Source organism: Sphingopyxis granuli NBRC 100800, assembly GCF_001591045.1.
Classification (GTDB): domain Bacteria; phylum Pseudomonadota; class Alphaproteobacteria; order Sphingomonadales; family Sphingomonadaceae; genus Sphingopyxis; species Sphingopyxis granuli.
In genome coordinates, this window is the sequence record NZ_BCUA01000035.1 from 1 (window position 1) to 21,362 (window position 21,362).

Consider the following 21,362-nt stretch of genomic DNA (forward strand, 5'->3'; position numbering starts at 1 on the left):
GGGAACACACGATAAAGGACAGTCGCAAGATGAATCCCCACACGCCTTAAGCCAGCGGATCAAGGGGCCGGTCGGCCACGCCCCCTGAACTCCCCTTCTTCTCTGCGATCTCAGCGCCTCTGCGCGAATCGATCCAGCGAAAATCAAACCCGCCATTCGGCCTAATCCTTCGGCGCCTCCCTGACGAGATCGGCAACCGCGGCATCGAGTCCCGGCCCGCGCGCCGATTCCCCATCTTCGGCGTCCGGCTTCGCCTCGTCGTCCCTGTCGTTCCCGCGCTCGACCGCCAGCGCGCCGCCGAGGGCGTTCGCCAGCCCGGCGAGCTGTTCGCCGATCACCGCATCGACCGTGGGCGCAATGTCGGCGATCTTGAAGCGCATATAGCCGCCGACGACATAGTCGAAGCGGATCGCGCTGCCCGTCGGCATCTCCTTGATCTGGATCGTCAGCGTGCCGGTCAGCGCCTCGCCCTGCAACGGACCCAGCGCGCCCGACAGGCGCAGCAGCTGGTTGGGCTTCGCGAACAGGATGCGCGCATGCTGGACGCTGCCCATCCCCGACCCCGCGTCGGGCAGCTTTTCGCAGAAACAGCCGCCGGCCTGCGAATCGAGCCAGAAATTGGCGGCGTCGCCCGACCAGCTATGCTCCTTCGACCACCATTTCTGGGGCATGCGAAGCATCGCCCACACATCGTCGGGGCTCGCCGCGACCTGCGCCGTGTGCGCGACGGTGAAGCCGGCATCGCCCTGGTCGATCACCTTGGCGTGCGCCGGCGCGGCAACGACCGCCGCGGCGAACAACGCCCCGGCGAAACAGCTTCTGTGCTTCATGTCCCATTCCCCCCAGCCCCGGCGCCGCGCCCGATCGGCGGCGATACCGTGCGGACATAATGGCTTTTCCGCGCGGAGGAAATCACCCGAGTCGAAGCGGCGCCCGATTCAACCGCACCATTGCGCCACGACACGCGCGGTCAGCGCATGGCAGTCGGCGCCGGCGAAGGGAAAGCTGCCGCTGAGCGCGAGGCGAAGTTCGGGCGACAGCAGTTGCTGGAGCCGCCGCCGCGCCCGCAGGCAGCGCGTCTTGACCGTCGCCGGCGAGATGCCGAGCAGCGCCGCCGCATCCTCGACCGACACGCCTTCGATCTCGCGCAGGACGAAGGTGGTGCGGAATTCGGGCGGAAGCTGCGCGATCGCCGCCTCCAGCATCTCGCGTATCTGGCCCTGCGCCAGTTCGGCGTCCGGCTTGCTGCCCTGCATCGATCCGCGCATCAGATGATCCCGATAATCGTTGAGGTCGACGACCGATGTCGCATCGAGCCGCTTTCGCCGGCGCTCGCGCGCCCGGGCGCGGCCCAGCGCCTCGTTGATCGCGATCCGCGTCAGCCAGGTCGACAGCGACGAGCGGCCCGCGAAGCTGCCGATCGCCGCGAAGCCGCGCATATAGGTGCTCTGCACGACATCCTCTGCCTCGGCGCGTTCCTTGAGCACGCTCCAGGCAACGCGGAACAGCCGCTGGTTGTTGCGCTCGGTCACGATCCGCACCGCATCGCGGTCACGCGCGGCGATCCGCGCCGCCAGTTCGACGTCGGACAGAATGCCGGGATCGGTCCGGGTCTGCACCGTCATCCGTCCATCCTCCCACCATTGCCCCGACACGGCAACGACGCGAGCAGTTCGCGGCGAAGCGCGGCGTCGGCGCCGAATTCGCCGAGCCAGCATTTGGTGACCAGCGACACGCCGTGCTGCCGCACCCCGCGCGTCGTCATGCAGCCGTGCGTGGCCTCTATGATCACCGCAACCCCGCGCGGTTGCAAGGCCTCGTCGATCGCCCCGGCGATCTGCCGCGTCAGCCGTTCCTGCAACTGCAGCCGCCGCGCATAGGCATCGACGAGCCGCGACAGCTTGGAGATGCCGACCACCCGGCCTCGCGGGCGATAGGCGACGTGCGCGACCCCGACGATCGGCGCCAGATGATGCTCGCAGGTCGAAACGAGCGGAATCGAGCGCAGCAGGACGGTTTCGTCATAGCCCGCCGCATCGCCGAAGCTGCGGTCCAGCAGGCGATGCGGATCGACCCGATAGCCGGCGAACCATTCGCGATAGGCACGCGCCACCCGCGCCGGCGTATCGGCCAGCCCCTCGCGCGCGGGATCGTCGCCCGCCGCGGCGATCAGGGTGCGGACCGCCGCTTCCACCGCGGCCCGCGACGGCGACGCCTGCGTCCCGCACGGGGATTCGTCCGCCGCCATCGCGACCGGTTCGGGATCCGGATCGTACATCTCCATTCGCGCCTCCAGCCTCGTGACGCCCATTGGATGCCGCGCCGCGCGACAGGTTCCCGGGAACCTTCTCGCGGCGGCGCCATCCAATGGCCGCATTCGAACAAGGAGAAGCACGATGCTCAAGACATTCCTGCGGATCGGCGCCGCGGCGGCGCTCGCCGTCGGCGGCACGGCCTGGTCGCACGACGCGGCAAAGCCCGGCGACGCGCAGATCGCCCACATCGCCTACACGGCGGGGCAGATCGACATCGACGCCGGCAAGCAGGCGCTCGTCAAATCGAAGAATCCGGCGGTGCGGGCGTTCGCCGAAGAGATGGTGCGCGACCATGGCGCGGTGAACGAGCAGGCGCTGGCGCTGGTCGGGCGGCTCGGCGTGACGCCGGAGGCCAATGCGACGAGCGCCGCGCTGACCGCGCAGGCGGCGCAGAAGCACGACGAGCTGGCGAAGCTCGACGGCGCCGCCTTCGACCGCGCCTATGTCGCGAACGAGGTCGCCTATCATGCGACGGTCAACGGCGCGCTGCGCGACCTGCTGATTCCATCCGCCAGCAACGGCGAGCTGAAATCGCTGCTCGAAACCGGGCTGACGCTGTTCGGGGAGCATCAGAAGCACGCCGAACATCTGGCCGCGAGCCTCCGGTGAGGCGCGCGCTCCTCTGCTCCCTCGCGCTCGCCGCCGCGCCGCTGCTCGACGGCGCGGCGCCCGCGCCGCGCGTGCATCAGGTCGTGATCGACAAGATGAAATTCGGTCCCGTGCCGCCGGGGGTACGGGTCGGCGACACGATCCTGTGGATCAACAAGGACCTGTTCCGGCACACCGCCACCGCACGCGACGGCAGCTTCAATGTCGATCTGCCGGCGGGAAAGAGCGGCAGCACGCTGCTCAGGCGGCCGGGCGCCGTCCGCTTCTATTGCATCTATCATCCGGGCATGACGGGGGCGCTGACCGTCGGGCGCTAACGGCTTTCAGGTCCGAACCACCGGACGAGCCGCAGGACCGGATGGGCCGGTTCCAGACCGTGATGACATCGAATGGGCTCGTCATTGCGAGCGGCGGAGCCGCGCGGCAATCCAGAGCGTGCGGTAACCGATCTGGATTGCTTCCCCCGGATCAGGTCCGGGATTGCAATGACGAAGCGGGTCAATCCAAAGTCATCAGAGTCTAGCCGCCGAGGATCGCCTCGATCGCGCCGTTCACCGTTTCGATCGGCGCCATGCCGTCGACCTTGCTGACGATACCGCGCGCTTCGTAGATCGGCAGGATCGGCGCGGTCTTGGCGCGATATTCGGCCATGCGCGTGCGCACCGTCTCCTCATTGTCGTCGGGGCGCCGCTTGAACTCGTGGCTGCCGCAGACGTCGCAGGTTTCCGCGACCTTCGGCTGCTTGTGGCGGTCGTGATAGCCTTCGCCGCACTGCGCGCAGGAGAAACGCCCGGTGATGCGGTCGACAAGCGCATCCTCGTCGACAACCAGTTCGATGACATGGTCGAGCTTGCGGCCGCGCGCCGCCAGGATTTCGTCGAGCGCGGTCGCCTGCGCCGCGGTGCGCGGATAGCCGTCGAAGATGACCGACGTGTCGCCGCCCAGTTCGTCGAGCCTTTCGCCGATCAGGCCCGAAACGATCTCGTCCGACACCAGCCCGCCCGCGTCCATCACCGCCTTCGCCTGCTGGCCGGTCGGCGTGCCCGCCTTGACCGCGGCGCGCAGCATGTCGCCGGTCGAGAGCTGGATCATGCCATGCTCCTGCTCGAGCCGCGAGGCCTGCGTCCCCTTCCCCGCTCCCGGCGGGCCGAGCAAGATGATGTTGCGCGTCATGAAAGCCCCTCTTTGTTCCCTGATCCGTCGCGGTGGCCGTAACCGACGCCTCAGCGGCGTGCAATGCCGCCTTTCAGTTTGGCCTTCTTGATCAGGTCGCCATATTGATGCGCCAGCATGTGGCTCTGCATCTGGGTGATCGTGTCGATGGTCACGTTGACGACGATCAGCAGGCTGGTGCCGCCGAGGTGGACGGGCAGGCCGGCGTTGGCGATGAAATATTCGGGAATGAGGCAGATCAGCGCCAGATAGGTCGCGCCGATCACCGTGATGCGCGTCAGCACGAAATCGAGATAGGCGGCGGTGTTCTTGCCCGGGCGGATGCCGGGGATGAAGCCGTTCTGCCGCTTCAGATTGTCGGCGGTTTCCTCGGGGTTGAAGACGACCGCGACATAGAAGAAGCAGAAGAAGATGATGCTCGCGCCATAGAGGCCCATGTAGAGCGGCTGCCCGACCGCCAGATACTGGTTGAGCGTGATCAGGAAATCGCCCCACACCGATTCGCCCGACACGCGGTTGCCGAGCATCTGGGTGATGGTCAGCGGCATCAGCAGCAGCGACGAGGCGAAGATCGGCGGGATCACGCCCGCGGTGTTGACCTTGAGCGGCAGGTGGCTGCGGTCGGCCTGCATCACCCCGCGCTGGGTCGCGCGCTTCGGATACTGGACGAGGACGCGGCGCTGCGCGAGTTCCATGAAGCTGATGAAGGCGATGATCGCCGCGCCGCCGACGAAGACGAGCAGGACGGTGCCGCCGCCCATCGAACCTTCGCGGACCTGCGTGAACATCTGGCTGAAGCTGCGCGGCAGCTGGGCCAGAATGCCCGCCATGATGATCAGCGAGACGCCGTTGCCGATGCCGCGGCTGGTGATCTGCTCGCCCAGCCACATCAGGAACAGCGTGCCGCCAACGATGCTGATGACGGCGCCGATGCGAAACAGCATGCCGGGATCGACCACGGCGCCGACGCCTTGGCTGGCGCCCAGCGTCTCGAGCCCCACCGCGACGAAATAGCCCTGAATCGCGGTCAGCCCGACCGTGCCGTAGCGCGTATACTGGTTGAGCTTGGTGCGCCCGCTCTCGCCCTCTTTCTTGAGCGCGGCGAGCGTCGGCGACAGCGCCGCGGCCAGCTGCACGACGATCGAGGCGGTGATATAGGGCATGACGCCGAGCGCGATGATGCTCATGCGCTCGAGGCTGCCGCCCGAGAAGGTGTTGAACAGGTCGAGCACGCCGCCCGACGCCGCCTGGCTGTACAGTTGCGACAGCGCGACCGGGTCGACGCCCGGCAGCGGAACATAGGACAGGAAGCGAAAGACGACCAGCGCACCGATCGTGAACCAGATGCGGTTCTTGAGCTCCGTCGCCTGGCCGAACTTCGAGAAGTTCAGGTTGGCAGCAAACTGGTCGGCGCGAGAGGCCATGCTATCTTTCCTCAGTGGCGGACCGCGCCCCCCGCGACCCGGGCGCCTATGTGCGTTCGCTCAGGCCGAAGCGCAAGGGGAAAGGCCCATTTGGGGGTGCGATCTTCACAGCGCCCCATCTATCCGTTCGCATCGACGGGTGTCTCGACTTCGCTCGACACGAACGCGAATCTATCGTCTCTAAATGGCGAGGGGGCGGTCCGGATCCGAACCGCCCCCTCGCAATCCCTTACTCCGCCTTCGCTTCCTCGGCGGCGGCGGCGGGCAGTTCGACCTTGCCGCCGGCCTTCTCGACCGCGGCGACCGCGCCCTTCGACGCACCGGCGACCGCGAAGCTCAGCTTGGCGGTCAGTTCGCCCTTGGCGAGGAGGCGGACGCCGTCCTTGCCGCCGCGCGCGACGCCCGCGGCCTTCAGCGCGGCATGGTCGACGGTCTTCTTCGGGTCGAGCTTCTTGGCATCGACCAGCTTCTGGACCTGCCCCAGGTTCACGATCGCGAAGTCCTTCGCGAAGATATTGTTGAACCCGCGCTTCGGAATCCGCATGTGGAGCGGCATCTGGCCGCCCTCGAAGCCGTTGATCGAGACGCCGCTGCGGCTCTTCTGGCCCTTCTGGCCGCGGCCGCCGGTCTTGCCCTTGCCCGAGCCGATGCCGCGTCCGACGCGCATCCGGCCCTTGCGGGCGCCATTGTTGTCACGAAGATCGTTGAGCTTGATAGTCATTGCACTCGCTTTCGCTGTGTTCGCGCTATGGACCGTCCCCTCGGGGGCTAGTCCGGTTCGATTTCACTCGACGGCTTAAAGCCGGGATAGGGCCCGGCCTTCTCCATCACGATGGCCTGGGCGACGTAGCCGCGGCCATCGACCTGGGTGATCGACGGGCTGCCGTGAAGCTGCCATCCCCGGTTGAGCAGACCCTCGACGCGCGCGCAGAAGGCGCTGTCGTCGGGTCCGGTCAACAGGCGATAGAGCTTCATCGGTGCGTCAGCCCTCGATGATTTCCACCATGTGCGGAAGCTTGCGGATCATGCCGCGCACTTCCGGGGTGTCGACCAGCTCGACCTCGCGGTTCATCTTGCCCAGCCCGAGGCCGGTCAGGATCTTGCGCTGGTCCTTGGGCCGGCGGATCGGCGAGCCGATCTGGCGGATCTTGATCGTCTTGTCGGCCATCGTCTTACTCCGTCACCGCCGCGGCTTCGGCCTCGGCCACGCGGTCGGCCGCGCCGCCCCGCTTGATCAGGTCCGAAACCTTCTTGCCGCGACGCTGCGCCACCGACTTGGGGCTGGTCTGTTCGCCCAGCGCCTCGAAGGTCGCGCGGATCATGTTATAGGGGTTCGAGGTGCCGACCGACTTGGTCACCACGTCGGCGACGCCCAGCGATTCGAACACGGCGCGCATCGGGCCGCCGGCGATGATGCCGGTCCCCGCGGGGGCCGAGCGCACCGTGACCTTGCCCGCGCCGAAATGGCCGCGGCCGTCATGGTGCAGCGTGCGGCCGTCGCGCAGCGGAACGCGGATCATCGCCTTCTTCGCGGCAGCAGTCGCCTTCGAGATCGCCTCGGGCACTTCGCGCGCCTTGCCATGGCCGAAACCGGCGCGGCCCTTGCCGTCGCCGACGACGACGAGCGCGGCGAAACCGAAGCGCTTGCCGCCCTTCACCGTCTTCGACACGCGGTTGATGTGGACGAGCTTCTCGATCAGCTCCTCGCCGCCGTCCTCGTCGCGCGGACGGCGATCGTCGCGGCGGCCACGGCCACCGTCACGACCCCCGCGACCGCCGTCGCGGCCGCCACGGCCACGGCGGGGAGCGCCGGTGTTTTCGGTCGTTTCGACCGCGCCTTCGACGTTCTGTACTTCGTCAGCCATGCTTAGAACTCCAATCCGCCTTCGCGCGCCGCGTCGGCCAGCGCCTTGATGCGCCCGTGGAACAGGAAGCCGCCACGGTCGAACACGACCTGCGTCACGCCCGCCTTCTTGGCGGCGTCGGCAAGGCGCTTGCCCACCTCGGCAGCGGCCTCCGCGGTCGCGCCGGTCTTGCCGCGCAGATCCTTGTCGAGCGTCGAGGCCGCGGCCAGCGTCTTGCCGGCGGCGTCATCGATGAGCTGCGCATAGATATGGCGGCCCGAACGGTGCACCGACAGGCGGGGACGCCCGGCGGCGCGCAGACGGAGCGCGGTACGGACGCGCTGGCGGCGTTTTTGGAAAGGGGTGAGATGTGCCATGGCTTACTTCTTCTTGCCTTCTTTGCGGAAGATGTACTCGCCGCGATACTTGATGCCCTTGCCCTTGTAGGGTTCGGGCTTGCGCCAGCGACGGATCTCCGCCGCGACCTGGCCGACCTTCTGCTTGTCGATGCCGCTGATCTCGATCGTCGTGTTGTCCGGCGTCTTGATCTCGATGCCCTCGGGCACCGCATAGTCGACATCGTGGCTGTAGCCGAGGTTCAGCTTCAGATTCTTGCCCTGCGCATTGGCGCGATAGCCGACGCCGGTGATCTCGAGAACCTTGGTGAAGCCCTCGGTCACGCCCGTGACCAGATTCTGGACCAGCGTGCGCTGCATGCCCCAGAAGGCCCGCGCTTCGCGGCTGTCGTTCGCCGGCTGCACCGAAATGCTGCCTTCGCCGACCTCATATTTGATGATGTCGGACAGCGGCATCGCCAGCGTGCCCTTGGGACCCTTGACCGACAGCGTGCCGCCATCGATCGCGGCGGTGACGCCGCTGGGAATCTCGACTGCCCTTTTACCGATGCGAGACATCAGAATACCTCCGCCAGCACTTCGCCGCCGACATTATGCTCGCGCGCCTCGGCATCCGACAGGACGCCGCGCGGGGTCGACACGATGGTGATGCCCAGGCCGTTGCGCACGATCGGTAGCTCTTTCGAGCCCGAATAGACGCGGCGGCCGGGCTTGGAAACGCGCGCCACATGGCGGATCGCGGGCTGGCCCTCGAAATATTTCAGCTCGATGCGCAGGCCCTTGTGCTGGCCCTTCGCGCCCAGCGCTTCCTCGCTGTAGCCACGGATATAGCCTTCGCGCTTCAGCACGTCGAGAACGCGGACACGCAGCGTCGAGGCGGGAGTCAGGACGCTGTCCTTCTTCGCCTGCTGGCCGTTGCGGATGCGGGTGAGCATATCACCCAAAGGATCGGTCATTGCCATCTTGCGTGTTCCTTACCAGCTCGACTTCACAACGCCGGGGATCAGGCCCTTGTTGGCCAGATCGCGCAGCTGAACGCGGCACAGCCGGAATTTGCGATAATAGGCGCGCGGACGGCCGGTCAGCTCGCACCGGTTGCGGATGCGGGTCGGGTTGCCGTTGCGCGGAATCTCCGCCATCTTCAGGCGCGCGATCAGGCGCTCGCCATCGTCGAGCGAGGTGTCGGCCGCGATGGCCTTCAGCTTCGCGTAGCGGCCGGCATATTTCTTCACCAGACGCTTGCGACGCTCGTTCTTGTTCACCGAACTCAGTTTCGCCATGACTTAAGTTCTCTTTCCTTATTGAGAGAGCACGGCCTGATCCCGCGGGATCAGGCGGCTTCCTTTTCCTTGGCCTCGATCGGGAAGGGGAAGCCGAACAGCCGGAGCAGTTCGCGGGCTTCGTCGTCCGTGCGGGCGGTGGTGGTCACGATCACGTCCATGCCGCGCACCGAATCGATGCGGTCATAGTTGATCTCGGGGAAGATGATCTGCTCTTTCAGGCCCATGGCATAATTGCCACGGCCGTCGAAGCTCTTCGCCGACACGCCGCGAAAGTCGCGGATGCGCGGCATCGCGATGGTGATCAGCCGGTCGAGGAATTCGTACATCCGCTCGCGGCGCAGCGTCACCTTGCAGCCGATCGGCATGCCTTCGCGCAGCTTGAAGCCGGCGATCGACTTCTTCGCCTTGGTGATCACGGGCTTCTGCCCCGCGATCAGCTCCATTTCCGAAGCGGCGGTATCGACCTTCTTCTTGTCCTGGACCGCGTCGCCCACGCCCATGTTGAGCGTGATCTTCTCGATCTTCGGCACTTCCATCGCATTCTTGTAACCGAACTTGTCGATCATCGCCTTGACGATGTTGTCGTCATAGAGCGACTTCATGCGCGGGGTGTATTTGTCAGCCATTGATGGTCTCCCCGGACTTCACGGCCACGCGGACCTTCTTGCCGTCCTTGGTTTCGAAGCGGACGCGCGTCGGCTTGCCCGACTTGGGGTCGGCGATCGCGACCTTGCTGACGTGCAGCGGCGCTTCCTTGCGTTCGAGGCCGCCCTGCGGGTTCGCCTGGCTCGGCTTGCGGTGGCGGGTGATGACGTTGACGCCCGCGACGACGACCTTGCCGTCCTTCGGCAGGCTCTGCGTCACTTCACCGGTCTTGCCCTTGTCCTTGCCGGACAGGACGACGACCGTGTCGCCCTTCTTGATCTTGGCCATCGACATGGTCAAAGCACCTCCGGCGCCAGGCTGATGATCTTCATATAGCCGCGGCCGCGCAGTTCGCGGACGACGGGGCCGAAGATACGGGTGCCGATCGGCTCCTCGTTCTTGTTGACGAGCACGGCGGCGTTGCTATCGAAACGGATCACCGATCCGTCGGCGCGGCGCACGTCCTTGGCAGTGCGGACGATGACGGCGCGATGCACGTCACCCTTCTTCACCTTGCCGCGCGGCTGCGCTTCCTTGATCGACACGACGATCACGTCGCCGACGCCGGCGGTGCGACGCTTCGACCCGCCCAGCACCTTGATGCACTGGACGCGCTTCGCGCCGCTGTTGTCGGCGACTTCCAATTGTGACTGCATCTGGATCATCGATGCATTTCCTTCTTCCTTGGCCTACCGGGCCGTCCCGGCGGTTCCGTGAAACTTTTACGCCTCGACTTCGGCCGCGGGGGCCGGAGCGGGGGCCGCCTTCGCCTTGGTGGGGGTCTCGACCTTGTCGAGCACCTTCCAGGTCTTCAGCTTCGAAATCGGCTTCGTTTCCTCGATGCGGACGGTTTCGCCAGCCTTGAAGCTGTTGTCCTCATCGTGGGCGTGATACTTCTTCGAGCGGCGGATGATCTTGCCGTAGAGCGGGTGCTTGACCTTCCGCTCCACCTTCACCACGACGGTCTTGTCGCCCTTGTCGGACACCACCGTGCCGGTCAGAATGCGCTTCGGCATGACAGTCTCCTTACTTCGCGGCAGCCGCGCGGACGCGCGCGGTCTGCTCGGTCTTGATGCGGGCGATGGTGCGCCGCACGTCCTTGACCCGCGAGGCCTTTTCGAGCTGGCCGGTGGCGGCCTGGAAACGCAGGTTGAACGCCTCGCGCTTCAGCTCGCCCAGCTCTTCGGAGAGCTGGTCGTCGGTCTTCTTGGTCACGTCTTCACTCTTGGCCATGGCCCTCAGCCCTCCAGGTGCGAGGTGTCGCCGAGGCGGGCGACGACCTTGGTCTTGATCGGCAGCTTCATCGCCGCGCGCTCGAACGCCAGCGCGGCCACCGGGCCGGGGACGCCGTCGAGTTCGAACAGGATGCGGCCCGGCTTCACGCGCGCGGCCCAATATTCGGGCGCGCCCTTGCCCTTGCCCATGCGGACTTCGGCGGGCTTCGACGACACGGGAAGGTCGGGGAAGACGCGGATCCACAGGCGGCCCTGGCGCTTGATCGCACGGCTGATCGCGCGGCGCGCCGCTTCGATCTGGCGGGCGGTGATGCGCTCCGGCTCCATCGCCTTCAGGCCATAGGAGCCGAAGTTCAGCGTCGTGCCGCCCTTGGCGAGGCCGTGGATGCGGCCCTTGAAGGCCTTGCGGAACTTGGTTTTCTTCGGTTGCAGCATGTCAGCAGTCCTTAGCGGCGTTCATCGCGCGCCGGGCGAACGCCCGACGTCTGCGCGTCGAGCATCAGCCGGTCGGTCGCCATCGGGTCGTGGCCGAGAATCTCGCCCTTGAAGATCCAGACCTTGATCCCGCACACGCCATAGGCGGTGTGGGCTTCGGCCTCGGCATAGTCGACGTTGGCGCGCAGCGTGTGCAGCGGCACGCGGCCCTCGCGATACCATTCGGTGCGCGCGATCTCGGCGCCGCCCAGACGGCCGGCGCAGTTGATGCGGATACCCTCGGCGCCGAGGCGCATCGCCGACTGCACCGCGCGCTTCATCGCGCGGCGGAAGGCGACACGGCGTTCGAGCTGGTCGGCGATGCCCTGCGCGACGAGCTTGGCGTCGACCTCGGGCTTGCGGATCTCGACGATGTTCAGCGACACGTCGCTGCCCGTCATCTCGCCCAGCTTCTTGCGCAGCTTCTCGATGTCGGCGCCCTTCTTGCCGATGATGACGCCCGGACGGGCGGCATAGATCGACACGCGGCACAGCTTCGCGGGACGCTCGATCACCACCTTCGAGATCGCGGCCTGCGGCAGCGACTTGAAGATGAACTTGCGGATCTTCAGATCCTCGACCAGCATGCGGCCATAGTCCTGCCCTTCGGCGAACCAGCGGCTGTCCCAGGTGCGGTTGACCTGCAGGCGCAGGCCGATCGGATTGCTCTTCTGGCCCATCTTACGCCTCTTCTTCCTGTTCGCGGACGACGATGCGGATGCGGCTGAACGGCTTTTCGATCCGGGTCGACTTGCCGCGGCCGCGCGCATGCCAGCGCTTCATCGTGAACGCCTTGCCGACGCTCGCTTCCTTGACGACGAGCGCGTCGACGTCGAGGTTGTGGTTGTTCTCGGCATTGGCGACGGCGCTGGCGAGAACCTTGCGCACGTCGACCGCCATCGCCCGCTTCGAGAAAGCGAGGATGTTCATCGCGTCTTCGACGCGGCGGCCGCGGATCAGCGCGGCGACGAGGTTCAGCTTCTGCGCCGAGCCGCGAATCTGCGTGCCGACCGACAGCGCCTCATTGTCCGCAACGCGGCGGGGGGACTTTTCCTTGCCCATTAGCGTTTGCCCTTCTTGTCGGCCGCGTGGCCGGGGAAGAAGCGCGTCGGCGCAAATTCACCCAGCTTCATGCCGACCATGTCTTCATTGACCGACACCGGCACGAACTTGCGGCCGTTGTAGACGTTGAAGGTCAGCCCGACGAACTGCGGCAGGATGGTGGAGCGACGCGACCAGGTCTTGATCGGGGCAGAGCTGCCGCCGTCCTGGGCCGCTTCGGCTTTCTTGAGGAGATGAAGGTCGACGAACGGACCCTTCCAGACCGAGCGTGCCATGGCTTACCTCTTCTTCTTCGCGTGACGCGACCGGATGATCATCTTGTCGGTCGACTTGTTGTGGCGGGTGCGGGCGCCCTTGGTCGGCTTGCCCCACGGGGTGACCGGGTGGCGGCCACCCGAGGTGCGGCCTTCGCCGCCGCCGTGCGGGTGGTCGACCGGGTTCTTCGCGACGCCGCGGGTCAGCGGGCGCTTGCCGAGCCAGCGGCCGCGACCTGCCTTGGCGAGGTTCTGGTTGCCGTTGTCGGGGTTCGACACCGCGCCGACGGTGCCCATGCACTCGCCGCGGATGTAGCGCTGTTCGCCCGAGCCGAGACGCACGATGACGAGACCGCGATCGCGGCCGACGACCTGCGCATAGGTGCCGGCCGAGCGGGCGATCTGGCCGCCCTTGCCCGGCTTCATCTCGATGTTGTGGACGATCGTGCCGACCGGCATCTGCGACAATTCCATCGCATTGCCCGGCTTCACGTCGGTCTTCTTGCCCGCGACGATGGCGTCGCCGACGGCCAGGCGCTGCGGCGCCAGGATATAGGCGAGCGTGCCGTCCTGATACTTCACCAGCGCGATGAAGGCGGTGCGGTTCGGGTCATATTCGAGCCGCTCGACGGTTGCCGGCATGTCCCACTTGCGACGCTTGAAGTCGATGAAGCGGTACTTCTGCTTGTGGCCGCCGGCGATGCCGCGCGAGGTGACGTGGCCCTTGTTGTTGCGGCCGCCGGTCTTGCGCTTGCCTTCGGTCAGCGCCTTGACGGGCTTGCCCTTCCACAGCGACGACTTGTCGACGAGGATCAGGCCGCGCTGCGCGGGGCTGGTCGGATTATAATGCTTGAGTGCCATTTTCTTTGCCTTCCCCTGACGCTCAGACGCCCGAGGTGACGTCGATCGACTGGCCTTCGGCCAGGCGGACGACGGCCTTCTTCACGTCGCTGCGGGTGTAGGGCTTGCCCTTCCAGCGCTTGGTCTTGCCCTTGGTAACCAGCGTGTTGACGCTGAGCACCTTGACATCGAACAGCGCCTCGACGGCGGCCTTGATCGCCGGCTTGGTCGCGTCATTGGCGACGCGGAAGACGACGGCGTCGTTCTCGCTGAGCAGCGTCGACTTCTCGGTGATCACCGGCGACAGGATCACGTCATAGTGACGCGCATCGATGGTCTTTGCCTTAGCCATTGCAGCGGGCCTCCAGCTTTTCGACCGCCGCGCGGGTCAGGACCAGCGTGTCGGCACGGATGATGTCATAGACATTGGCCCCGATCGCCGGCAGCGCATCGACGCCGACGATGTTGGCCGAAGCCTGAACGAAGCTCTCATGCACGGCGTCGCCGTCGATGAAGAGCGCGCGGCCGCCAAGCTCCAGCTTGCCGAGCTTGCCGGCGAGCGCCTTGGTCTTGGCATCCTTGAGCTCGAGCGTGTCGAGGACGACGAGCTTGCCGCCCTTCGCCTTGTCGCTGAGCGCCATCTTCAGGCCGAGGGTGCGGATCTTCTTGTTCAGCGAATGGCCGAAGGTGCGGGCCCGCGGGCCGTGCGCCTTGCCGCCGCCGATGAAGATCGGCGCCTTGCGATCGCCGTGACGCGCGGTGCCGCCGCCCTTCTGGCGACCGAACTTCTTGCCGGTGCGGGCGACTTCGCTGCGCTCGCGGGCGGCGCGGGCGGGGCCGCGGCGCTTCTCGAGCTGCCAAGCGACGACGCGGTGCAGGATGTCCGCACGCGCATCGACGCCGAAGACGTCGTCGTTGAGGTCGATGTCGGCGCCAGCCTTGCCATCGAGGGTCTGAACCTTGACCTTCATGATCAGGACTCCTGTGCGCCGTCGGCCGCGGGCGCTTCGACCGCTGCGTCCGCAGGGGTTTCAGCCGGGGCATTGTTGCTGTTCGCCGCGCTCTTGACGCCCGCCGGATAGGGGGCCTCGGGGTGGCGCGGCAGCTTCACCGCATCGCGGACGAGCAGCCAGCCGCCCTTCGAGCCCGGGACCGAGCCCTTGACGAAGAGAAGGCCGCGCTCGGCGTCGGTGCGGACGATTTCCAGATTCTGCTGGGTGCGGTTGCGCGCGCCCATGTGGCCGGCCATCTTCTTGTTCTTGAAGACGCGGCCCGGATCCTGGCGGTTGCCGGTCGAACCATGGGCACGGTGGCTGATCGAGACGCCGTGGCTGGCGCGCATGCCGCCGAAGCCCCAGCGCTTCATCGCGCCGGCAAAGCCCTTGCCCTGCGTGACGCCCTGGATGTCGACGATCTGGCCGGCGACGAAATGGTCGGCCGACAGCTCGGCGCCGACGTCGAGCGTCGCGTCGTCGGCGACGCGGAATTCGACGAGCTTCGCCTTGGGCTCGACCTCGGCCTTGCCATAGGCGCCGCGCTGCGGCTTGGCGACGTTCTTCGCCTTCGCCGACCCGGCACCCAATTGAACGGCCACATAGCCGTCGCGTTCCTTATCGCGCACGGAGACGACCTGGCAGCCTTCGAGGCTCAGGACGGTGACCGGCACGTGGCGGCCGTCGTCCTGAAACAGGCGGGTCATCCCCATTTTCTTCGCGATCACGCCAGTCCGCATGATCCATACTCCTAACAGAGGCCGGGCGGACCATTCCGCGCGGCTTGCGGGACCCCATCGGGACACGCCCCGACGGAAACCCTCCCAGCCCGAAATTTCGATGCGTCGCCCCGTCCGGGCTGAGGTGCCGCCTGCCCCGGTGGGGTGGTGCGGCGAGACGGGGGACGCAGCCCGGTCTGGATGCTTCCGATGGAAGCGACCGGCGGTATCCACCCTATCGTCCGCCCGGATCGCTCCGGACGTGTGCCGGCGCCGTGGCGCCCGGCCGATAGAGACCCCGGATCGAGTCCGGGGCTGCGCTGGCTTAGGCCAGCTTGATTTCGACGTTCACGCCCGCGGCGAGGTCGAGCTTCATCAGCGCGTCGACCGTCTGCGGGGTGGGCTGCACGATGTCGAGCAGCCGCTTGTGGGTGCGCACCTCGAACTGCTCGCGCGACTTCTTGTCGATGTGCGGGCCGCGGTTCACGGTGAACTTCTCGATACGCGTCGGCAGCGGGATGGGACCGCGAATGAGGGCGCCCGTCCGACGCGCCGTGTCGGCGATGTCGGTGGTGGCCTGATCGAGCACGCGGTGATCAAAGGCCTTCAGGCGAATGCGAATATTCTGCGTTTCCATGACTGTTCCAGTCGAATCCCGTCTGACGATGCGAAAGAGCAAAAACTTGGGCGAAAGAGCCGAAACGGCCTGTTCCGAGTCCCCTTGGGAGAGACCGGAGAGGCCATCAAAAACCTGTAAGCTACGAGCCGCGCGACTCGTCCGAATCGCGCGGCTCGCGGCCCTATATTACTTTGTGATCGACGCCACAACCCCTGCGCCGACCGTGCGACCGCCTTCGCGGATCGCGAAGCGCAGGCCCTGGTCCATGGCGATCGGAGCGATGAGCTTGACCGACAGCTGGACGTTGTCGCCCGGCATCACCATCTCGGTGCCCTCGGGGAGGATGACCTCGCCGGTGACGTCGGTGGTGCGGAAGTAGAACTGCGGGCGATAGTTGGCGAAGAACGGCGTGTGACGGCCGCCTTCGTCCTTCGACAGCACATAGACTTCCGAGGTGAACTCGGTGTGCGGGGTGATCGAGCCGGGCTTCGCGAGGACCTGGCCGCGCTCCACCTCGTCACGGCCGACGCCGCGGATCAGCGCACCGATGTTGTCGCCGGCTTCGCCCTGGTCGAGCAGCTTGCGGAACATCTCGACGCCGGTGACGGTCGTCTTCTTGGTGTCCTTGATGCCGACGATCTCGACTTCCTCGCCGACCTTGACGATGCCGGTCTCGACACGGCCCGTGACGACGGTGCCGCGGCCCGAGATCGAGAACACGTCTTCGATCGGCATCAGGAAGGGCTGGTCGACCGGACGTTCCGGCTGCGGGATCCAGCTGTCGACGGCTTCCATCAGCTTCAGGACGGCTTCCTTGCCGATGTTGTCGTCGCGGCCTTCGAGGGCGGCGAGCGCCGAACCCGCGATGATCGGAATATTGTCGCCGTCGAAGTCGCGCTTCGAAAGCTCTTCGCGGATTTCGAGCTCGACCAGCTCGAGCAGTTCGGGATCGTCGACCTGGTCGACCTTGTTCAGGAAGACGACCATGGTCGGAACGCCGACCTGCTTGGCGAGCAGGATGTGCTCCTTAGTCTGCGGCATCGGGCCGTCGGCGGCCGACACGACGAGGATCGCGCCGTCCATCTGCGCGGCGCCGGTGATCATGTTCTTCACATAGTCGGCGTGGCCCGGGCAGTCGACGTGCGCATAGTGGCGCGCATCGGTCTCATACTCGATGTGCGAGGTCGAGATGGTGATACCGCGCTCGCGCTCTTCGGGCGCCTTGTCGATGTTGGCGAAATCGACCGCAGCGCCGCCGCCACGTTCCGAAAGAACCTTCGAGATCGCCGCGGTCAGCGAGGTCTTGCCATGGTCGACGTGACCGATGGTGCCGATGTTGCAGTGCGGCTTCGTCCGCTCAAATTTAGCCTTGGCCATGTTTCTTGAACCTTCTTGTTCGCGTGTTGAGTTGATCAGTCCCGGACGAGCCTGCCTGAATCAGGCGCCGCCCTTAGTAGGTCTTGCCGTGCGAGGCAACCCCCGCACGGCCCGGCGGCCGGTCAGGCCATCTTCGCCTTCACTTCCTCGGCGACGTTCGTCGGCACTTCCTCATAGTGAGAGAATTGCATCGTGTACTGGGCACGACCCTGGGTGAAGCTGCGGAGCTGGTTGACGTAGCCGAACATGTTGGCGAGCGGCACCATCGCCTCGACCACCTGCGCGTTGCCGCGGGTGTCGGTGCCCTGGATCTGCCCGCGACGGCTGTTGAGGTCGCCGATCACGTCGCCCATGAATTCCTCGGGCGTCACCACCTCGACCTTCATCACCGGTTCGAGCAGCTTGATGCCGGCCTTCGCCGCCACCTCGCGCATCGCCGCGCGGCCGGCGATCTCGAACGCCAGCGCCGACGAGTCGACGTCGTGATAGGCGCCGTCGATCAGCTTGATGTCGAAATCGATGATCGGGAAGCCGATCATGTGGCCGTTCTCCGCCGATTCGCGGAAGCCCTTCTCGACCGCCGGGATATATTCGCGCGGAATGTTGCCGCCCTTGATCTCGTCGGTGAAGGTGACGCCGCTGCCGCGCTCGCCCGGGGTGACCTGCACCTTGACGCGGCCGAACTGGCCCGATCCGCCCGACTGCTTCTTGTGGGTGTAGTCGACCTCGACCGGCTTCGCGAGCGATTCGCGGTACGCCACCTGCGGCGCGCCGACATGCGCTTCGACCTTGAACTCGCGACGCATGCGATCGACGAGGATGTCGAGGTGAAGCTCGCCCATGCCCTTGATGATCGTCTGGCCCGATTCATGGTCGGTCGACACGCGGAAGCTCGGGTCCTCGGCGGCCAGACGATTAAGCGCGACGCCCATCTTCTCCTGGTCGGCCTTGGTCTTGGGTTCGACCGACAGCTCGATCACCGGCTCGGGGAATTCCATGCGCTCGAGGATGATCGGCGCGTTCGAGGCGCAGATCGTGTCGCCCGTCGTGGTTTCCTTGAGGCCGGCGAGCGCGACGATGTCGCCCGCATAGGCTTCGTCGATGTCCTCGCGGCTGTTCGCATGCATCAGCAGCATGCGGCCGATCTTTTCCTTCTTGTCCTTGACCGAGTTCAGGTAGGTGCCCTTGCTCAGCGTGCCCGAATAGATGCGGGCGAAGGTCAGCGAGCCGACGAACGGATCGTTCATGATCTTGAACGCGAGCAGCGACAGCGGCGCCGAATCCGACGTCTCGCGCGTATCGGGTTCGTCGTTCGCCGGGTTGATGCCCTGGACGTCGGGAATGTCGAGCGGGCTCGGCAGATAGTCGACGACCGCGTCGAGCAGCGCCTGCACGCCCTTGTTCTTGAACGACGAGCCGCACAGCACGGGGACGAACGCCTGCGCCAGCGTGCCCTTGCGGATCAGCGCCTTCAGCGTGGCGACGTCGGGAAGCGTGCCCTCGAGATAGGCTTCCATCGCCGCATCGTCCTGTTCGACGGCCAGTTCGATCAGCTTTTCGCGATATTCGGCGGCCTTGTCCTTCAGGTCGTCGGGAATCTCGATATATTCGAACTCGGCGCCCAGGCTCTCGTCCTTCCAGACGATGCCGCGCTCTTCGACGAGGTCGACGAGGCCGATGAAGTCGCTCTCCGCGCCGATCGGCAGGTAGAGCGGCGCCGGAACCGCGCCGAGGCGGTCGATGATCGTCTGGACGCAATAATAGAAGTTCGCGCCGGTCCGGTCGAGCTTGTTGATGTAGCACATGCGCGGCACGCCGTATTTCTCGGCCTGGCGCCACACGGTTTCCGACTGCGGCTCGACGCCGGCAACGCCGTCGAACGCGGCGACCGCGCCGTCGAGGACGCGCAGGCTGCGCTCGACCTCGATGGTGAAGTCGACGTGGCCGGGGGTGTCGATGATGTTCAGCCGATGGTCGCGCCAGAAACAGGTGGTCGCGGCGGAGGTGATCGTGATGCCACGCTCCTGCTCCTGCTCCATCCAGTCCATCGTCGCGCTACCCTCGTGGGTTTCGCCGATCTTGTAGTTCTTGCCGGTGTAATAGAGGATGCGCTCGGTCGTCGTGGTCTTGCCGGCGTCGATGTGCGCCATGATACCGAAATTGCGATAGCGTTCGAGCGGATGGCTGCGGGCCATGGTCTTTTCCTTGGGTTTTGGGGGAGGCTTTGGGGCCGCCCCCGATATAGGAAGATGTGTTACGATTGCGAGACGCGCGATGCGTCCGCGCGCTTACCAGCGGTAGTGGCTGAAGGCGCGGTTGGCCTCGGCCATGCGGTGCGTGTCCTCGCGCTTCTTCACCGCGTTGCCGCGATTGTTCGACGCGTCGAGCAGCTCGCCCGACAGGCGCGCGGCCATCGTCGTCTCGCTGCGGTTGCGCGCCGCGGTGATCAGCCAGCGGATCGCCAGCGCCTGCGCGCGGTCGGGGCGGACCTCGACGGGGACCTGGTAGGTCGCACCGCCGACGCGGCGGCTGCGGACCTCGATGCTCGGACGGATGTTGGCGAGCGCTTCGTGGAACACGCCGAGCGGTTCCTTCTTCGCGCGGGCTTCGACCGATTCGAGCGCGCCATAGACGATGCGTTCGGCGACGGACTTCTTGCCGTCGAGCATGACGCTGTTCATGAACTTGGACAGCACGACATCCCCGAAACGGGGATCGGGCAGGATTTCGCGACGTTCGGGACGGCGACGACGAGCCATGGGATATTCCTTTTACGATCTTTCGCTTCAAACTGTTTTCCGGCGAAAGCCGGAATCCAGGAGCGAGTTTAAACCAAACCTTGCGATCGGGGTCGGGGTCTGGATCCCGGATAAAATCGCTGATGGCGATTTTTCCAGGATGACCCGTCCCCCGGACGGGTCACTTCGGCCGCTTCGCGCCGTACTTCGAACGGCTCTGCTTGCGGTCCTTCACCCCCTGGGTGTCGAGCACGCCGCGCAGGACGTGATAGCGCACGCCGGGAAGGTCGCGCACACGGCCGCCGCGGATCAGCACGACGCTGTGTTCCTGCAGGTTGTGGCCTTCGCCGGGGATGTAGGAGATGACCTCGCGCTGGTTGGTCAGGCGAACCTTGGCCACCTTGCGGAGCGCCGAGTTCGGCTTCTTCGGGGTCGTCGTATAGACACGGGTGCAAACGCCGCGCTTCTGCGGGTTCGCTTCCATCGCCGGGACCTTGGACTTCGCCTTCTGCGGCGTCCGGCCCTTGCGGACCAGCTGGTTGATCGTGGGCATGAATGCTTCACCTTTTCGTGTCCGCATCCTTCCGTTTCAGGGGGGGGAGCGAACGGTTACTCTACCGCGGTGGATGAAGCTTCGTCCCGTCGTGAGAAAGGCCGACCTGATAACAGCAAAAGACCCCGGCGGATCGCTGCGATCTTCCGGAGGCTCCATCCGCGCCAGCAATGTTCAAGCGCTGTTGTGACTCGAAAGGACGGACATCCGCCGTTTTCGAACCGGGCGCCCCTAGCGGCGATTCCCCTGCCGGTCAAGAAGAACCGTCTTGCGCCGATCGCGCCGCTGCCGGCTTGTCGGCGCGCCATTCCGCCGATAGCCCCGGCGCATGACCGCGACGCGCCACGCCAGCTTTGCCCCGCACGTCGCCGCCGACGCGCGGCTGCTGATCCTCGGCAGCCTACCCGGCGCGCGCTCGCTGGCCGAGCGGCAATATTATGCGCATCCGACCAACCAGTTCTGGCGCCTGCTCGGCGCGGTGATCGACCGGCCGCTCGCGCTGCTGCCCTATGATCAGCGGCTCGCCGCGCTGCGCGCCGCGCACATCGGCCTGTGGGACGCGATCCACAGCGCCGAGCGGCGGACCAGCAGCGACGGCGACATCCGCGAGGCACGGCCGCACGATCTCGCCGCGCTGGTGGCGACGCTGCCCGACCTGCGCATGATCGGATTCAACGGCGGCAAGGCCGCGGCGATCGGACGGCGGCAACTGCCGCCGCTGCCCGGCGTGACGCTGATCGACCTGCCGTCGAGCAGCGCCGCCCACACCATCGCCTTCGACGCGAAGCTCGCGCGCTGGCGGGCGCTCCGCGCCGCGCTTGCCGCCGCCGCCCCGAAGCCCTAAGCGCCG

34 protein-coding genes are annotated in these 21,362 nt (G+C 66.2%); 3 read left to right on the top strand and 31 right to left on the bottom strand.

Annotation, left to right across the window (positions count from 1 at the left end):
* Window positions 1-161: 161 nt before the first annotated feature.
* The 3 genes from SGR02S_RS09905 to folE form a co-directional block, all read right to left on the bottom strand.
* Window positions 162-830, bottom strand: a complete 669-nt coding sequence (locus tag SGR02S_RS09905; protein WP_067108706.1) for a hypothetical protein — start codon at window positions 828-830, stop codon at window positions 162-164.
* Between the two features lie 108 nt (window positions 831-938).
* The gene (locus tag SGR02S_RS09910) at window positions 939-1,625 is read right to left on the bottom strand and encodes an RNA polymerase sigma factor (protein ID WP_067108709.1); all 687 of its coding nucleotides are present in this window, start codon (window positions 1,623-1,625) and stop codon (window positions 939-941) included.
* Window positions 1,622-2,248 carry a GTP cyclohydrolase I FolE gene (folE, locus tag SGR02S_RS09915; RefSeq protein WP_156483047.1) on the bottom strand — a complete coding sequence of 209 codons (627 nt, stop codon included), beginning with the start codon at window positions 2,246-2,248 and terminating at the stop codon, window positions 1,622-1,624. The genes SGR02S_RS09910 and folE overlap by 4 nt, the downstream gene beginning before the upstream one ends.
* Window positions 2,249-2,396: 148 nt before the next feature.
* On the opposite strand from folE, the gene SGR02S_RS09920 reads away from it, so the two are divergent.
* Window positions 2,397-2,924, top strand: coding sequence for a DUF4142 domain-containing protein (locus tag SGR02S_RS09920; protein WP_067108715.1), 528 nt, complete (start codon window positions 2,397-2,399; stop codon window positions 2,922-2,924).
* Entirely contained in the window at window positions 2,921-3,241 is a 321-nt protein-coding gene (locus SGR02S_RS09925) for a cupredoxin domain-containing protein (protein WP_067108718.1), read from the top strand. The genes SGR02S_RS09920 and SGR02S_RS09925 overlap by 4 nt, the downstream gene beginning before the upstream one ends.
* A gap of 202 nt (window positions 3,242-3,443) precedes the next feature.
* Here the strand turns inward: SGR02S_RS09925 and SGR02S_RS09930 are convergent, their stop codons facing one another.
* From SGR02S_RS09930 to rpsL, 28 genes are all read right to left on the bottom strand, one after another.
* The gene (locus tag SGR02S_RS09930; protein ID WP_067108722.1) at window positions 3,444-4,097 is read right to left on the bottom strand and encodes an adenylate kinase; all 654 of its coding nucleotides are present in this window, start codon (window positions 4,095-4,097) and stop codon (window positions 3,444-3,446) included.
* Window positions 4,098-4,147: 50 nt separating this feature from the next.
* Entirely contained in the window at window positions 4,148-5,521 is a 1,374-nt protein-coding gene (gene secY / locus SGR02S_RS09935) for a preprotein translocase subunit SecY (protein ID WP_067108732.1), read from the bottom strand.
* Between the two features lie 229 nt (window positions 5,522-5,750).
* On the bottom strand, window positions 5,751-6,236 hold the full coding sequence (rplO, locus tag SGR02S_RS09940) for a 50S ribosomal protein L15 (RefSeq protein ID WP_067108837.1): 486 nt from the start codon (window positions 6,234-6,236) through the stop codon (window positions 5,751-5,753).
* A gap of 53 nt (window positions 6,237-6,289) precedes the next feature.
* Complete coding sequence (locus SGR02S_RS09945) at window positions 6,290-6,496, bottom strand: DUF1737 domain-containing protein (RefSeq protein WP_067108734.1); 207 nt, start codon at window positions 6,494-6,496, stop codon at window positions 6,290-6,292.
* Between the two features lie 7 nt (window positions 6,497-6,503).
* Window positions 6,504-6,689, bottom strand: a complete 186-nt coding sequence (rpmD, locus tag SGR02S_RS09950) for a 50S ribosomal protein L30 (protein WP_067108737.1) — start codon at window positions 6,687-6,689, stop codon at window positions 6,504-6,506.
* 4 nt (window positions 6,690-6,693) lie between these two features.
* Complete coding sequence (gene rpsE, locus SGR02S_RS09955; RefSeq protein WP_076073401.1) at window positions 6,694-7,386, bottom strand: 30S ribosomal protein S5; 693 nt, start codon at window positions 7,384-7,386, stop codon at window positions 6,694-6,696.
* Between the two features lie 2 nt (window positions 7,387-7,388).
* A complete protein-coding gene (rplR, locus tag SGR02S_RS09960; protein WP_067108739.1) occupies window positions 7,389-7,742 on the bottom strand; it encodes a 50S ribosomal protein L18 in 354 nt (117 codons plus the stop codon).
* Between the two features lie 3 nt (window positions 7,743-7,745).
* Complete coding sequence (gene rplF / locus SGR02S_RS09965) at window positions 7,746-8,279, bottom strand: 50S ribosomal protein L6 (RefSeq protein ID WP_067108742.1); 534 nt, start codon at window positions 8,277-8,279, stop codon at window positions 7,746-7,748.
* Window positions 8,279-8,683, bottom strand: coding sequence for a 30S ribosomal protein S8 (rpsH, locus tag SGR02S_RS09970; protein WP_067108750.1), 405 nt, complete (start codon window positions 8,681-8,683; stop codon window positions 8,279-8,281). The genes rplF and rpsH overlap by 1 nt, the downstream gene beginning before the upstream one ends.
* A gap of 12 nt (window positions 8,684-8,695) precedes the next feature.
* Window positions 8,696-9,001, bottom strand: a complete 306-nt coding sequence (rpsN, locus tag SGR02S_RS09975; RefSeq protein WP_067108754.1) for a 30S ribosomal protein S14 — start codon at window positions 8,999-9,001, stop codon at window positions 8,696-8,698.
* A 50-nt stretch (window positions 9,002-9,051) separates the two neighbouring features.
* Window positions 9,052-9,630, bottom strand: coding sequence for a 50S ribosomal protein L5 (gene rplE, locus SGR02S_RS09980; protein WP_067108758.1), 579 nt, complete (start codon window positions 9,628-9,630; stop codon window positions 9,052-9,054).
* Window positions 9,623-9,943, bottom strand: coding sequence for a 50S ribosomal protein L24 (gene rplX / locus SGR02S_RS09985; protein ID WP_067108760.1), 321 nt, complete (start codon window positions 9,941-9,943; stop codon window positions 9,623-9,625). The genes rplE and rplX overlap by 8 nt, the downstream gene beginning before the upstream one ends.
* A 2-nt stretch (window positions 9,944-9,945) precedes the next feature.
* Window positions 9,946-10,314 carry a 50S ribosomal protein L14 gene (gene rplN / locus SGR02S_RS09990; protein ID WP_011543078.1) on the bottom strand — a complete coding sequence of 123 codons (369 nt, stop codon included), beginning with the start codon at window positions 10,312-10,314 and terminating at the stop codon, window positions 9,946-9,948.
* A gap of 57 nt (window positions 10,315-10,371) precedes the next feature.
* A complete protein-coding gene (gene rpsQ, locus SGR02S_RS09995; protein WP_067108762.1) occupies window positions 10,372-10,665 on the bottom strand; it encodes a 30S ribosomal protein S17 in 294 nt (97 codons plus the stop codon).
* A 10-nt stretch (window positions 10,666-10,675) separates the two neighbouring features.
* Complete coding sequence (gene rpmC / locus SGR02S_RS10000; protein WP_067108764.1) at window positions 10,676-10,882, bottom strand: 50S ribosomal protein L29; 207 nt, start codon at window positions 10,880-10,882, stop codon at window positions 10,676-10,678.
* 5 nt (window positions 10,883-10,887) lie between these two features.
* The gene (gene rplP / locus SGR02S_RS10005) at window positions 10,888-11,319 is read right to left on the bottom strand and encodes a 50S ribosomal protein L16 (RefSeq protein WP_067108766.1); all 432 of its coding nucleotides are present in this window, start codon (window positions 11,317-11,319) and stop codon (window positions 10,888-10,890) included.
* Window positions 11,320-11,330: 11 nt separating this feature from the next.
* The gene (gene rpsC / locus SGR02S_RS10010; protein WP_067108768.1) at window positions 11,331-12,038 is read right to left on the bottom strand and encodes a 30S ribosomal protein S3; all 708 of its coding nucleotides are present in this window, start codon (window positions 12,036-12,038) and stop codon (window positions 11,331-11,333) included.
* A 1-nt stretch (window position 12,039) separates the two neighbouring features.
* On the bottom strand, window positions 12,040-12,420 hold the full coding sequence (gene rplV / locus SGR02S_RS10015; protein WP_067108769.1) for a 50S ribosomal protein L22: 381 nt from the start codon (window positions 12,418-12,420) through the stop codon (window positions 12,040-12,042).
* Window positions 12,420-12,695: a 30S ribosomal protein S19 gene (gene rpsS, locus SGR02S_RS10020; protein ID WP_003042215.1), complete on the bottom strand. Its 276-nt coding sequence runs from the start codon at window positions 12,693-12,695 to the stop codon at window positions 12,420-12,422. Before rpsS ends, rplV begins: the two co-directional genes overlap by 1 nt.
* Window positions 12,696-12,698: 3 nt before the next feature.
* On the bottom strand, window positions 12,699-13,535 hold the full coding sequence (rplB, locus tag SGR02S_RS10025) for a 50S ribosomal protein L2 (RefSeq protein WP_067108770.1): 837 nt from the start codon (window positions 13,533-13,535) through the stop codon (window positions 12,699-12,701).
* Between the two features lie 22 nt (window positions 13,536-13,557).
* The gene (locus SGR02S_RS10030) at window positions 13,558-13,866 is read right to left on the bottom strand and encodes a 50S ribosomal protein L23 (RefSeq protein WP_067108778.1); all 309 of its coding nucleotides are present in this window, start codon (window positions 13,864-13,866) and stop codon (window positions 13,558-13,560) included.
* Entirely contained in the window at window positions 13,859-14,485 is a 627-nt protein-coding gene (gene rplD, locus SGR02S_RS10035) for a 50S ribosomal protein L4 (protein WP_067108779.1), read from the bottom strand. Before rplD ends, SGR02S_RS10030 begins: the two co-directional genes overlap by 8 nt.
* A gap of 2 nt (window positions 14,486-14,487) precedes the next feature.
* Entirely contained in the window at window positions 14,488-15,246 is a 759-nt protein-coding gene (rplC, locus tag SGR02S_RS10040) for a 50S ribosomal protein L3 (RefSeq protein ID WP_067108780.1), read from the bottom strand.
* 304 nt (window positions 15,247-15,550) lie between these two features.
* Window positions 15,551-15,862: a 30S ribosomal protein S10 gene (gene rpsJ, locus SGR02S_RS10045; protein WP_011543089.1), complete on the bottom strand. Its 312-nt coding sequence runs from the start codon at window positions 15,860-15,862 to the stop codon at window positions 15,551-15,553.
* Between the two features lie 168 nt (window positions 15,863-16,030).
* A complete protein-coding gene (gene tuf, locus SGR02S_RS10050; RefSeq protein ID WP_067108781.1) occupies window positions 16,031-17,221 on the bottom strand; it encodes an elongation factor Tu in 1,191 nt (396 codons plus the stop codon).
* A 122-nt stretch (window positions 17,222-17,343) separates the two neighbouring features.
* Window positions 17,344-19,416 carry an elongation factor G gene (gene fusA, locus SGR02S_RS10055; RefSeq protein WP_067108786.1) on the bottom strand — a complete coding sequence of 691 codons (2,073 nt, stop codon included), beginning with the start codon at window positions 19,414-19,416 and terminating at the stop codon, window positions 17,344-17,346.
* A 93-nt stretch (window positions 19,417-19,509) separates the two neighbouring features.
* On the bottom strand, window positions 19,510-19,980 hold the full coding sequence (gene rpsG / locus SGR02S_RS10060) for a 30S ribosomal protein S7 (RefSeq protein WP_067108789.1): 471 nt from the start codon (window positions 19,978-19,980) through the stop codon (window positions 19,510-19,512).
* 160 nt (window positions 19,981-20,140) lie between these two features.
* Window positions 20,141-20,512, bottom strand: coding sequence for a 30S ribosomal protein S12 (gene rpsL, locus SGR02S_RS10065; RefSeq protein ID WP_067108793.1), 372 nt, complete (start codon window positions 20,510-20,512; stop codon window positions 20,141-20,143).
* 328 nt (window positions 20,513-20,840) lie between these two features.
* Between rpsL and SGR02S_RS10070 the strand changes: the two genes are divergently transcribed.
* On the top strand, window positions 20,841-21,356 hold the full coding sequence (locus SGR02S_RS10070; protein ID WP_067108796.1) for a DNA-deoxyinosine glycosylase: 516 nt from the start codon (window positions 20,841-20,843) through the stop codon (window positions 21,354-21,356).
* Window positions 21,357-21,362 lie beyond the last annotated feature (6 nt).

Bases quoted from the DNA above. Each gene is read 5' to 3' on its own strand.
- rpsQ (WP_067108762.1), bottom strand. From the start codon at position 10,665: ATGCCGAAGCGCATTCTGACCGGCACGGTGGTGTCCGACAAGGGCGAC.
- SGR02S_RS09910 (WP_067108709.1), bottom strand. From the start codon at position 1,625: ATGACGGTGCAGACCCGGACCGATCCCGGCATTCTGTCCGACGTCGAA.
- tuf (WP_067108781.1), bottom strand. From the start codon at position 17,221: ATGGCCAAGGCTAAATTTGAGCGGACGAAGCCGCACTGCAACATCGGC.
- rplR (WP_067108739.1), bottom strand. From the start codon at position 7,742: ATGGCACATCTCACCCCTTTCCAAAAACGCCGCCAGCGCGTCCGTACC.
- rpsG (WP_067108789.1), bottom strand. From the start codon at position 19,980: ATGGCTCGTCGTCGCCGTCCCGAACGTCGCGAAATCCTGCCCGATCCC.
- rpmD (WP_067108737.1), bottom strand. From the start codon at position 6,689: ATGGCCGACAAGACGATCAAGATCCGCCAGATCGGCTCGCCGATCCGC.
- rpsS (WP_003042215.1), bottom strand. From the start codon at position 12,695: ATGGCACGCTCGGTCTGGAAGGGTCCGTTCGTCGACCTTCATCTCCTC.
- rplP (WP_067108766.1), bottom strand. From the start codon at position 11,319: ATGCTGCAACCGAAGAAAACCAAGTTCCGCAAGGCCTTCAAGGGCCGC.
- fusA (WP_067108786.1), bottom strand. From the start codon at position 19,416: ATGGCCCGCAGCCATCCGCTCGAACGCTATCGCAATTTCGGTATCATG.
- secY (WP_067108732.1), bottom strand. From the start codon at position 5,521: ATGGCCTCTCGCGCCGACCAGTTTGCTGCCAACCTGAACTTCTCGAAG.
- rpsN (WP_067108754.1), bottom strand. From the start codon at position 9,001: ATGGCGAAACTGAGTTCGGTGAACAAGAACGAGCGTCGCAAGCGTCTG.
- SGR02S_RS10030 (WP_067108778.1), bottom strand. From the start codon at position 13,866: ATGGCTAAGGCAAAGACCATCGATGCGCGTCACTATGACGTGATCCTG.
- rpsL (WP_067108793.1), bottom strand. From the start codon at position 20,512: ATGCCCACGATCAACCAGCTGGTCCGCAAGGGCCGGACGCCGCAGAAG.
- rpsE (WP_076073401.1), bottom strand. From the start codon at position 7,386: ATGGCTGACGAAGTACAGAACGTCGAAGGCGCGGTCGAAACGACCGAA.
- rplV (WP_067108769.1), bottom strand. From the start codon at position 12,420: ATGGGCAAGGAAAAGTCCCCCCGCCGCGTTGCGGACAATGAGGCGCTG.
- rpsH (WP_067108750.1), bottom strand. From the start codon at position 8,683: ATGGCAATGACCGATCCTTTGGGTGATATGCTCACCCGCATCCGCAAC.
- SGR02S_RS09920 (WP_067108715.1), top strand. From the start codon at position 2,397: ATGCTCAAGACATTCCTGCGGATCGGCGCCGCGGCGGCGCTCGCCGTC.
- folE (WP_156483047.1), bottom strand. From the start codon at position 2,248: ATGGCGGCGGACGAATCCCCGTGCGGGACGCAGGCGTCGCCGTCGCGG.
- rplX (WP_067108760.1), bottom strand. From the start codon at position 9,943: ATGTCGATGGCCAAGATCAAGAAGGGCGACACGGTCGTCGTCCTGTCC.
- SGR02S_RS09905 (WP_067108706.1), bottom strand. From the start codon at position 830: ATGAAGCACAGAAGCTGTTTCGCCGGGGCGTTGTTCGCCGCGGCGGTC.
- SGR02S_RS09945 (WP_067108734.1), bottom strand. From the start codon at position 6,496: ATGAAGCTCTATCGCCTGTTGACCGGACCCGACGACAGCGCCTTCTGC.
- rplB (WP_067108770.1), bottom strand. From the start codon at position 13,535: ATGGCACTCAAGCATTATAATCCGACCAGCCCCGCGCAGCGCGGCCTG.
- rpmC (WP_067108764.1), bottom strand. From the start codon at position 10,882: ATGGCCAAGAGTGAAGACGTGACCAAGAAGACCGACGACCAGCTCTCC.
- SGR02S_RS09930 (WP_067108722.1), bottom strand. From the start codon at position 4,097: ATGACGCGCAACATCATCTTGCTCGGCCCGCCGGGAGCGGGGAAGGGG.
- rpsC (WP_067108768.1), bottom strand. From the start codon at position 12,038: ATGGGCCAGAAGAGCAATCCGATCGGCCTGCGCCTGCAGGTCAACCGC.
- rplD (WP_067108779.1), bottom strand. From the start codon at position 14,485: ATGAAGGTCAAGGTTCAGACCCTCGATGGCAAGGCTGGCGCCGACATC.
- SGR02S_RS10070 (WP_067108796.1), top strand. From the start codon at position 20,841: ATGACCGCGACGCGCCACGCCAGCTTTGCCCCGCACGTCGCCGCCGAC.
- rplF (WP_067108742.1), bottom strand. From the start codon at position 8,279: ATGTCTCGCATCGGTAAAAGGGCAGTCGAGATTCCCAGCGGCGTCACC.
- rplE (WP_067108758.1), bottom strand. From the start codon at position 9,630: ATGGCTGACAAATACACCCCGCGCATGAAGTCGCTCTATGACGACAAC.
- rpsJ (WP_011543089.1), bottom strand. From the start codon at position 15,862: ATGGAAACGCAGAATATTCGCATTCGCCTGAAGGCCTTTGATCACCGC.
- rplC (WP_067108780.1), bottom strand. From the start codon at position 15,246: ATGCGGACTGGCGTGATCGCGAAGAAAATGGGGATGACCCGCCTGTTT.
- rplN (WP_011543078.1), bottom strand. From the start codon at position 10,314: ATGATCCAGATGCAGTCACAATTGGAAGTCGCCGACAACAGCGGCGCG.